At 42.1% G+C, this 9,966-nt stretch carries 10 protein-coding genes; 6 read left to right on the top strand and 4 right to left on the bottom strand.

Features of this window, described 5'->3' with window-relative positions:
- Positions 1-454 precede the first annotated feature (454 nt).
- Complete coding sequence (locus tag V7K84_RS16920) at positions 455-928, top strand: hypothetical protein (protein ID WP_334839690.1); 474 nt, start codon at positions 455-457, stop codon at positions 926-928.
- A gap of 31 nt (positions 929-959) precedes the next feature.
- On the opposite strand, the gene V7K84_RS16915 is transcribed toward V7K84_RS16920, so the two are convergent.
- Complete coding sequence (locus tag V7K84_RS16915; RefSeq protein WP_334839692.1) at positions 960-1,097, bottom strand: hypothetical protein; 138 nt, start codon at positions 1,095-1,097, stop codon at positions 960-962.
- Positions 1,098-1,184: 87 nt separating this feature from the next.
- A complete protein-coding gene (locus V7K84_RS16910; RefSeq protein WP_334839689.1) occupies positions 1,185-2,069 on the bottom strand; it encodes a hypothetical protein in 885 nt (294 codons plus the stop codon).
- Positions 2,070-3,045: 976 nt separating this feature from the next.
- Between V7K84_RS16910 and V7K84_RS16905 the strand changes: the two genes are divergently transcribed.
- The 3 genes from V7K84_RS16905 to V7K84_RS16895 all read left to right on the top strand — a co-directional run bounded on the left by V7K84_RS16905 (position 3,046) and on the right by V7K84_RS16895 (position 6,906).
- Positions 3,046-5,400, top strand: coding sequence for a ribonuclease R family protein (locus V7K84_RS16905; protein WP_334839688.1), 2,355 nt, complete (start codon positions 3,046-3,048; stop codon positions 5,398-5,400).
- A 17-nt stretch (positions 5,401-5,417) separates the two neighbouring features.
- On the top strand, positions 5,418-6,038 hold the full coding sequence (locus V7K84_RS16900) for a flavin prenyltransferase UbiX (RefSeq protein WP_334839687.1): 621 nt from the start codon (positions 5,418-5,420) through the stop codon (positions 6,036-6,038).
- Between the two features lie 166 nt (positions 6,039-6,204).
- Positions 6,205-6,906: a LapA family protein gene (locus V7K84_RS16895; RefSeq protein ID WP_334839686.1), complete on the top strand. Its 702-nt coding sequence runs from the start codon at positions 6,205-6,207 to the stop codon at positions 6,904-6,906.
- A gap of 19 nt (positions 6,907-6,925) precedes the next feature.
- On the opposite strand, the gene V7K84_RS16890 is transcribed toward V7K84_RS16895, so the two are convergent.
- Positions 6,926-7,120 carry a hypothetical protein gene (locus V7K84_RS16890; protein ID WP_194042092.1) on the bottom strand — a complete coding sequence of 65 codons (195 nt, stop codon included), beginning with the start codon at positions 7,118-7,120 and terminating at the stop codon, positions 6,926-6,928.
- A gap of 795 nt (positions 7,121-7,915) precedes the next feature.
- Here V7K84_RS16890 and V7K84_RS16885 point away from each other — a divergent pair.
- Positions 7,916-8,461: a shikimate kinase gene (locus V7K84_RS16885; protein ID WP_334839691.1), complete on the top strand. Its 546-nt coding sequence runs from the start codon at positions 7,916-7,918 to the stop codon at positions 8,459-8,461.
- Positions 8,462-8,551: 90 nt separating this feature from the next.
- A complete protein-coding gene (locus tag V7K84_RS16880; RefSeq protein WP_334839684.1) occupies positions 8,552-8,887 on the top strand; it encodes a XisI protein in 336 nt (111 codons plus the stop codon).
- Positions 8,888-8,990: 103 nt separating this feature from the next.
- On the opposite strand, the gene V7K84_RS16875 is transcribed toward V7K84_RS16880, so the two are convergent.
- On the bottom strand, positions 8,991-9,593 hold the full coding sequence (locus V7K84_RS16875; protein WP_334839682.1) for a Uma2 family endonuclease: 603 nt from the start codon (positions 9,591-9,593) through the stop codon (positions 8,991-8,993).
- Positions 9,594-9,966 lie beyond the last annotated feature (373 nt).

The following is a 9,966-nucleotide window of genomic DNA, read 5'->3' as shown; positions in this document are numbered from 1 at the left end:
GGCAAATACAGTACAAAACGTATTAAATTTAACTCTAGTCTTTCTGGTTAAGCTTTCGTTACATAGTTAGAAATTTTCCCGCCCACCTACTTAGTCTTGATCCGGTAGCAGGTAGCAGATATTGAATAAATTCCAACTTTTAATTGTCTGAAGATACACATTTCGATCCTATATCAGGATCGTCAAAAGTTGGGAATAACCATAATTTGTCGCTCTACAATAGCCTCAAAACTAGTTTGCTGGAGTAGAGCAATGTTATCAAAACAAACTTTTTGTGACTAAATAATACCAAGCAATTTGAATTTTATTTTCAACTTCATACTATTAAAGTCTTTTTCAGACTGTAGTTTTTTTATTAAAAGCTTAATTTAGATTTAGGTTACAAAGACACTAAGTCATTTTGTACAGTGCGAAATACCAAAAATCAATACATTTATCTTTAGGAAGAAACATCATGAATTGCTTCAAATCAAGTCTCAAGGTAACGTTGCTAACTTTATTGACTTGTGGATTGGTTTCCCCAGCTTTTGCGACACCCGATAACGACAATAGCATTTTTGCAGCAGATTTCGAGGGGAATTTGAATAGTGGTCAAGGATTTCTTCAGATCAAAGGCGATGTGACCACCACCGATGACTTAGAAGACTTTAGAAAAGTGCTACTCACGGGGCGCTCTAACTTACGTTTAAGACTGGAAGGCGTTGCCCCGAACGGAGGACGGACAGATTTGTTATTAGTTAGGGATTCAAACAACAATGGTCAAATCGATCGCAATCAAGGCGAAGTGATTGGCCAAAGTCGCGACTCATTTTCTCATCAAATTACACGCCAGAATCTAGCCGCAGGAAATTACTTCGTCATTATTCGGAGCAGACAGTTTAGCTCAAACAAAGTTCAGTATCAAGTCAGTGTAGATGCACGGGTGTAGTCAATCTTTGGCAACTTCATATTAGTTATTACTAGAAGTTATGCAAAAATTGCGATCGCTTCCCATAGGTTTTAATCAGATGATCCCGTCCCTGTTCTGTTGTCAACCCTAAACGCTGAATTTCAGCATCTATTTGAGCAATTATTTCAGATAAATTTACAGGTTCCATAACTTCGTCACAGTTTCAACAGCCTACGTTATTAGTCATTAGTAAGGACTAATGACTAATGACCAATGACCAATGACAAATGACTAATCAAAATCCCGCTATTGGATCTGGCTGAGATTGTAAGTATTTGAGAAATCCGTGTAATTCTTCTTCAGTCAGCAAAGTCCGCCCGCGCTTACCGTAGGTTTCAATCAGATGCTCCCGTCCTTGTTCTGGTGTCCAGCCTAAACGCTGAAGTTCGACATCTGTTTTTGCAATTACATCTGATAAATCCACGGGTTCAGCTTTTTTCTTTCTCTTTCCTGTCACTGACGGAGTAGCAGCATTCTCTTGAGGGCTGTAACTCCGGGGTGTAAATGGTGTGACATTATTGGCAGAAATTGCGGGAAAGGTTTGATTTTCTGGCTGGTTATCAAAGTTTATTTCCAAGTTCTCAACTGGAGGAGAAAATTCTAGCTCTCGATTAGCAGTCACAGGAAAGTTTTGACCTAAATCTTGGCTATAGGTATCGTTTAGAGGCACAGCATTACTGTACCCGTACTGTTCGTTACTGCTTGTTACTACTTCTGGTTTGATGTTCCGTTCTTTGGAAGGCGGTATAGATATTTCCTTGTCGCTGACTACTGGCCACTGACTACTAACAAAATCCTCAGCTTTTGGAGAGGAATAAACAGCAAGCTTACTCAATCCACCTTTAGTATTCAAGGAAGGATTTAGCTGTGCTGGGGAAACTGGATTTGAGGTCAACGCCACTGATTCTGGTGGCGCGTTTGTAATACCCAAAACTATCAGTGCCCTAGTTCTGGCTTGGTCTTCTGCTGTTTCTACTGTTTCTGCTGCTGCCATACCCGTAGCACGGGTTACGCCTTCAATTTGCACGCTTGCCCGAACAATATATTTTCCTTGAAAAATTTGCACTAATTCGGAAATCAAACTGCCCTGGGGATACAAGCTCTGGAATTGAGCCAACATAATACTGCTACCAATCTAAATATTTTTAATAACGGGGTTGATACTGCCTGTATATTCAAGCGAGATCGGTTGCCCTTACTTTAATTTACATCCACTCGATACCCAAGATGCCTGCCAATATTGCATTTATTCATTTTTAATTACTTACTATGTGTCATCAGTTTCTTGGCAGGCGATGAGTAGGTATAATTCTCTGCTCTGAGCCGTCAAGGTGATATTCTTACTTTGCCTTATGTCCCAATTGTAGCAGTAGCTATTTTTTGACGAAATTTTTAGCGAGTGCTAACTTATCTGGGTAGTCTTGCTTGCAATGCTATACTGATTACCCAAGTCGATATCTAGAACTATTTTCTGGAAGTGCGCTCTAAATCTACAATAATGGAGATAAGGTTCGCCCTCGCTGCTTATTAAGCTGCTTACCTAATTGTTACCGATTCTACATGTGGGAAAATTGGGTTCACCAGCAGTTCCTCCTAGTTAAAAATCAGAGTCTAATGGCGTAAAATTACCTTCTCTCTAGATAATCAAACACCTGTAGTTTCCACGCCACTTGCTCCACTTGGGGAGACCCCAAGACCGCAGTGGCTCCCCTGCATAGCGCTTTTGGGTAGTATGGATTCTCTAAACCCAGCTTCTCAAAAACCCGTCGCGTAATTAACTAGCGGGGCTAGATTTTAATCAGGCGTGCAATCTTAAGTTTGGTTAGGTGAAGGCAGTTGAACGCAGGCAAATTCTGAGAGCATCGTGCAGTCAGAAGTTCGTAAACGCCCCAGAGTTGTCCGTGGGTCGGCTTCTTTGCCAAGGAACTGCGGGAGTAGTTTCCCCCTCTTACTGAGTCGGGCTTCCTTTCCTTAGAACTGAGGAAGCTTGATTCAGGGCAATTAGTTTCCAGCTTGTTTCTGTAAGCCGTGAGGGTATACAGAAAAGAACCAGATTAAACAACAAATGATGTTTTGACCAAAGGTCGGTTCACTGCATGGAATTTTCAATCGCTACACTCCTTGCCAATTTCACCGATGATAAATTGGTAGCTCGGAAGGTTTTAGAAAAGAAACTTGGCTGTGAAGATGAAAAAAGTTTACAAAAACTTCACATTGCCTTAGATGTTCTTGAAAAAATCGGTATTTTAATAAAAGAACGGGGCAAGTACCGCCGTGTCTCAGAAGAGGGAATAATCGAGGCAAAACTCCGTTGTTCTAGTAAAGGCTTTTGCTTTGCTATTCAAGATGTGGAAGGAGCCGAAGATATTTACATCCGCGAAAGTCATCTGAGTAATGCTTGGAATGGCGATCGCGTTTTGGTGAGAGTTCTGAAAGAAGGCAGTCGCCGTCGCTCTCCCGAAGGGGAAGTAAAGCTGATTCTCGAACGTTCTAACCACACTTTACTGGCACGAATAAAGCAGGTAGAAACTGGTTTTCGGGCTGTGCCTTTAGACGATCGCTTGCTGTTTGAACTCAAGATTCAACCTAACGGGGCAAAGTTAGAAGAAGCGATCGATCATCTGGTTCATGTGGAAGTTTTGCGTTACCCGTTGGCACAATATCCTCCCCTTGGTCGAGTGGTGCAAATCCTCGGCAGTGATGCCGAAGCCGCTGCTGATATAGATTTAGTTACGTGCAAACACGACCTTTCCCGGACTTTTCCAGATAATGTTCTAGAAGCAGCCGCCAAGTTGCCCAAAAAGCTCCTCAAAGCAGACCTGAAAAATCGGCTGGATTTGCGTAATTTGTTTACTCTCACTATTGAAGGGGTAAATAGCGATACCAAAATTATAGAAAACGCTTTTAGTTTAGAAAAAAACTTAGCCGGAAATTGGCTTTTGGGCGTTCATATCACCGATGTTTCTCACTATGTCCAACCTGACGAACCCCTAGATAGAGAAGCACTCAAACGGGGCAAATCAGTGTATCTAGGAGAATTGGTGTTGCCAATCTTGCCCCCGGCTGTAGCTGAACGCTGTTCTTTAGTACCTGGGAGCGATCGCTTAACCATCTCTTTTTTAATTACCATCGATCCCCAATCGGGAGAAGTGCTGGAATGGGAAATTCAACCCAGCGTCATCAATGTCGAGACTGCACTGACTACTGAACAAGCTCAAGCAATTCTCACAGGTGAAGCTCAAGATAAATCATCACAGGTTTCCCAAATACTGCAAAACCTCCAAAGCTTGCAAACAGCTGTGAAACAGGTACGCTTGACTCGTGGTAGCCTCCAGTTGAATCTGCCGCCTAGCCAAAACGCCTATTATGATGAGGGGATTCTCGGCGCTGTGGTGGTGAATGATTTACCAGTGCGATCGCTCCTCACGGAGTTGGTACTGTTAGTTAACCAACTTTTTGCAACTCACTTAAATGCTCTTGGTGTTCCCGCTATCTGGCGAGTCCAAGGTACTCCTGATGTTGAAGATGTCCAGGAAATGCTGAAATTGGCAGTCAATTTAGGCGTTGACCTCACATTAGATCCAGAAGTTGATATCCAACCCTTAGATTACCAACATTTGACCACAGCTTTTGCTGAATCTCCCTCTGAGCAAGTTCTTACTTACTTATTACAAGATACACTGAAGCCGTCTGCATACAGTACCACCAAAGGCTCTCACTTTGGTCTGGCACTACCGCAATACGTCCACTTTAGCGCTCCCTTGCGGCGTTTCCCAGATTTGCTGATGCAGAGAGTATATTACACGCTACTCGAAAACGGACGCGATCGCCGCAATACCCGTGTGAGAGAGCGGGTTAATCTCCGCCACTCCTCCAGCCACGAGGAAATTAACTGGAACGTTTTACCCCCAGAATTGCAACAAGAACTGCAAAGCGATTTGACTAGGGTAATTGTTCAAATTAACGACCGAGAAAAAGAAGTCCAAGAGGCTGAAGCCGATTTAGCCGGGCTGCAAAAAGCCCAACTGATGAAGCAACGCATTGGTCAGGTATTTCAAGGCGTAATTACTGGGGTTCAATCCTACGGTTTCTTTGTGGAGATTGAAGTACCAGCAGCCGAGGTAGAGTCCAGCAGTAATCCTGGTGTGCCTTTGCGGGTAGAGGGATTGGTACACGTCAGTTCTCTCAAAGATGATTGGTATGAATATCGCGCCAGACAACAAGCACTGTTTGGTCGGAAAAATCGCGCTTCTTATCGACTAGGCGATCGCGTCGCCGTGCAAGTTAAGAGTGTCGATTATTACCGTCAGCAAATTGATTTGGTAACAGTAGGCAGCGATGGCGTCGCCAAAGGTTTAACTGGCAATGATTCTCGTGACGACCTTTCAGACCTCTACTTACCAAATGATATGGAGCCTGATGACCTAGATCCTTACTCTGAGGACGAGTAAAATCCACTAAAAATTACGTGTCAAATAACACCAAACCTTTAATTTTAGGCGTATCAGGCGCATCTGGTCTGATTTACGCTGTTCGCGCGATCAAATTTTTGCTAGAAGCGGAGTATAGCATTGAATTGGTTGCCTCTAAATCAACTTACATGGTTTGGCAGTCAGAACAGGAAATTCGGATGCCACCAGAACCAACCGGGCAAGAACAATTCTGGCGAGAGCAAGCTGGTGTTGCACTTGCCGGTAAACTCCGGTGTCATCCTTGGAGCGATGTCGGAGCCGGAATTGCCAGCGGTTCCTTTGCCACTCTGGGGATGATAATTATTCCATGCAGCATGAGTACAGTAGCAAAGCTAGCGGTTGGCTTGAGTTCCGATTTACTAGAACGGGCTGCGGATGTCCAACTCAAAGAAGGGCGAAAGTTAGTTATTGTCCCGCGTGAAACGCCTTTTAGTCTCATCCACCTGCGTAACTTAACTTCTTTAGCAGAAGTTGGAGTTAGAGTTGTCCCCGCTATTCCCGCCTGGTATCACAATCCCCAAACTATCGAGGATTTAGTTGATTTTGTAGTTGCCCGTGCTTTAGATCAACTAGATATTGACTGTATTCCAATTCAGCGGTGGCAAGGTCGTCGCTAACACCCTGAGTGGATTTATTGTAAATCTCACAATAGTCCTAAAAAGGTAATGATAGAGATGGCTGATAGTGTCAGTAGTCAGCGAACAGTAATTAGTGAAGAATAACCAGACTGATCGCTGACTATTGATAACTGACCACTGATAACTGACAACTGACAAAATTGCTATGGCTGTAATTCGCTTAATTCTATTGGTGGCAGTACTGGGAGGACTAACGCTGTTATTAGTCCAAAATTTCTCACCTGCCCTATCGCTAGTATTTTTGGGCGTGCGAACTCAACCATTACCACTAGCGATATGGATTTTGTTCAGTACTGCCACTGGTGCTTTCACATCGATATTGATTGCTACCTTATTTAATCTATCCAATTATTTTGTGGCAGGACAACGCCAAACTCCTAGCAGAGCAACCACCCCTTCAAGTCGTGCGAAGGCAACCCAAAGAGAAGAACCGACATCTCGCCCTGCCAGTCCTCCACCACCAGCTAGTAAAAGAGAAGAGCCTAGCAGTGAGGAATTTGATGATTGGGAGACAAATAGCAGTAGAGATGATGATTGGAACTTTGATGAAAAGTCAGAAGAAGTGCCTATTCCTAATTCTCAAGCTCAACAACCTAGAGACTCAACAACTTACGAACGTCAATCAGAAGCCAAAAGCAGTTCTCAGTCTGGTTCAGTTTATTCCTACAGCTACCGCGAGCCAAAAAATACGGCTGCGGGAAAAACTGAATCAATTTACGATGCTGATTACCGAGTAATTATCCCCCCTTACCAGCCGCCAACTACCAATCAAGCCGATGATGATGATTGGGAATTTTTTGAGGATGATGATGATTTTGAAGATGATGGTAAACGCCCCCGTCGGTGAGATGTAGTCTGCTACATCTCTATTTAATGCCACATCGCTCTCTAGACTCCTGCTTGACCCTACCAGTCATGGCAGCTTCCTGCAAAGTCATGAAAGCATTAAAATCTTCCAAGTCATATCGGGTAGTCAACAGTTGTCGTAGTTGATCTTCAGCTTCAACTGTCAAATAGCCAGTTGCTAAAGCTCTTTCTACAACGTCACGAATTCGAGTCATGGTTGACACCTCATTCATTCTATATTTATTCATTCAGGCTTATTGGGGTGGAATATGCAGTAGTCTTTGTGTCGAAACTTCAATTTATTTGCAAGCTTTTTTTGGGCGATCGCGGTAAATTAGTCATTATTTACACCTTTATTAGAAACATTTAATTGAGCGGGTCTTGTTATAACTGAACTTTTAGAATAACGACCCTGTGCTGTTAGGAACACAGTATTATGTATACTTAAAATTAACCATCAGAGTAAAAACCCTAATTATTTAGATGACAGATATTCCTTGGATAAAGTTTCAAACAAGCTATGTTAATTTTTTGGTTAAGCATAGAGATTACTATGCAGCAATTACCTAGTTACTTTAGAAAAATTACTACATTCCTAAAAAATTCATAGTTTATTACTTATGGTAATTTCACAGAAGAATCGTTAATTTATTGCCTAAGTTACTTTAAATACATTAATAACGGTAATTATGTCATTTCATTCCTCTTAAATAGAAGATGAATTTGCAGATTTTAAAAATAATTGGAAGTTAGAAAAGTTATAAGTAAATTTGAGATACACAAAGTGAAAAACTTTGATATCTGTTGAAAATAGATTTATTGGAGGTTTATTTTGTTTTTGTATGCCTGCGGAAATTACTAATATCGGCATCAAGTCGTAGTAGTAAACTGTTAGAGTTGGCGCGATATGTATAAAACTCCGTATTTTTAAGTCTTAGATTGAATCGTTGAGTTTATAATTTAAAACTGTGACTCAGCACTCAAAACTTATAATTGGAGCGAAGCAACTGGTGAGCAGCTTATTACAAGGAGTCAACCTGTACTTAATTGGTATTATGGGCGTTGGTAAGACGACAGTAGGGCGCTTACTAGCAAAAGAACTGGGTTATGGGTTTGTAGATACCGATGATGTCATTGCCCAAGCAACAGGTAAATCTATCAATCAGTTATTTGCGCAAGAAGGTGAAGCTAGGTTTCGCCAGTTAGAAAGCGACGTACTTTCACAAGTTTGTGCTTTTACAAAGTTGACTATAGCAACCGGTGGAGGCATTGTACTGCGGCGAGAAAATTGGGGTTACTTGCACCACGGTTTGATAGTGTGGCTAGATACGCCAGTGGAGATAATTTACAGCCGTTTAGCTGAGGATACCACAAGGCCACTGCTGCAAGATGCCGATCCTAAAGCTAAGTTGCGATCGCTCCTCGAACAACGAACACCACTTTACTCTCAAGCCGATTTACACATCATTGAGCGAGAGGGAGATACACCTGAAGAGGTTGCCAAGCGAGTACTTGAGGGAATTCCTGGCATCCTGAAAAAAACCGTTTCTCATTAATGGCGAATATTAATCTAACTGTGTCTGCAAAAGATATTTTTCATGAATCAGTTTAATTGTCTACAATCCAGTAGATGAGGTGATTGTAGAGTGGATAAACTAGCAAAATATCAAGAATATGTTAAAACATTGTTGACGAACTATGCCAGTGATGATGTCTCGGATAACAATGTCGAAGTCCAACTCATTTTAGATACAGAACGCAATCATTATCAATGGATGAATGTTGGTTGGCAAGGATTTAATCGTATTTATCGATGCGTGATGCATTTTGATATTAAAGATGGCAAAATCTGGCTGCAACAGAATTTAACCGATCGCAATCCGGCAGAGGAATTAGTGATGATGGGAGTAGCACGAGAGGATATTATTTTGGGTTTGCAAGCTCCATACAAGCGTCAGTATACAGATTATGGCGTAGCTTAGTGCGATCGCTCCTCGAACAACGAACATCATTTTACTCTCAGCGAATACTTGAAGCAATTCCTAACGTTCTCAAAACACAAGTTTCTCATTAAGAAGACTCAAGTTACCAAATTTTGCCCATCCGCAAGACAAATCCTGGTAATTCTGGATTGCCACTAACTGCTTCAGGATTATCCAAAATTTCAACTTCTCGATTCGGACGATAAATGTAGACTTTTCGATTTTGCCGATCGATTAACCAGCCTAGTAACGCACCGTTATCGATGTACTCCTGCATTTTCTCTTGTAATTTGATCAAGCGATCGCTGGATGAACGTAACTCAATCACAAAGCTAGGACAAATTGGTGCAAATGAAGCTTTTTGTGCATCTGTTAAGGCATTCCAGCGCTCCAGTTCAATCCAAGAAGCATCAGGGGAACGCATCGCTCCATTGGGTAGCGTAAAACCTGTACTGGAGTCAAAGCCTATGCCAGTGCCATCTTGTTCAGTCCAATACCCAAGCTGTGCAGCAATGTTAAAGTTACGGTTGCCCGTATCTGAAAAAGCTGGTGGCATGATGATAACTTCCCCATTGGCAGTACGCTCAATTCGCAAATCTCCATTAGCTTGACAAAAATCATAGAACTGCTCATTTGTCATCTGCACAAGGGAGGGGAAATTTACCGTTAGGGGTGTGTTTTCAGTTTGGATTAGCAGCGTGGTCATTTTCATTCCCTAGCTTCAGCCGAATGATTTCAATTCTAGAGGTTTGAAGGAGCGATCGCTGTTATTTTGTGTCCGGTAATGTGGGAATAGTTAATTTGTAAGGTGTGTTACTTCGTTAACGCACCATCTTGATCTGTCTCATCCGTCGTATAGGATTGACTCTAGAGCTTGAAGTTTTACTGCTGTCTCACGAAAGAATTCAATGGATATTGAAGAGTTTTTTAGTCGTTTAGATGCTGGGGAAAATGATTTTTCAGGAGTCGATCTTAGTGGTGCAGTCCTAGGGCGTGTCATCAATTAGGTAAACTGGAGTCAGTGGTGCTTGGGATGATTAAGCAAATAGAGAAATAATGACTCGACGTTATGCGCTGCG

Source organism: Nostoc sp. (assembly GCF_036917315.1).
Classification (GTDB): Bacteria; Cyanobacteriota; Cyanobacteriia; order Cyanobacteriales; family Nostocaceae; genus Nostoc.
Note: the sequence above shows the minus strand (reverse complement) of the source record. Positions and strands in the feature narration are given on the sequence as shown.

Coding starts and splice junctions, on each gene's coding strand:
- V7K84_RS16920 (WP_334839690.1), top strand. CDS start 455: ATGAATTGCTTCAAATCAAGTCTCAAGGTAACGTTGCTAACTTTATTG.
- V7K84_RS16915 (WP_334839692.1), bottom strand. CDS start 1,097: ATGGAACCTGTAAATTTATCTGAAATAATTGCTCAAATAGATGCTGAA.
- V7K84_RS16910 (WP_334839689.1), bottom strand. CDS start 2,069: ATGTTGGCTCAATTCCAGAGCTTGTATCCCCAGGGCAGTTTGATTTCC.
- V7K84_RS16905 (WP_334839688.1), top strand. CDS start 3,046: ATGGAATTTTCAATCGCTACACTCCTTGCCAATTTCACCGATGATAAA.
- V7K84_RS16895 (WP_334839686.1), top strand. CDS start 6,205: ATGGCTGTAATTCGCTTAATTCTATTGGTGGCAGTACTGGGAGGACTA.
- V7K84_RS16890 (WP_194042092.1), bottom strand. CDS start 7,120: ATGACTCGAATTCGTGACGTTGTAGAAAGAGCTTTAGCAACTGGCTAT.
- V7K84_RS16875 (WP_334839682.1), bottom strand. CDS start 9,593: ATGACCACGCTGCTAATCCAAACTGAAAACACACCCCTAACGGTAAAT.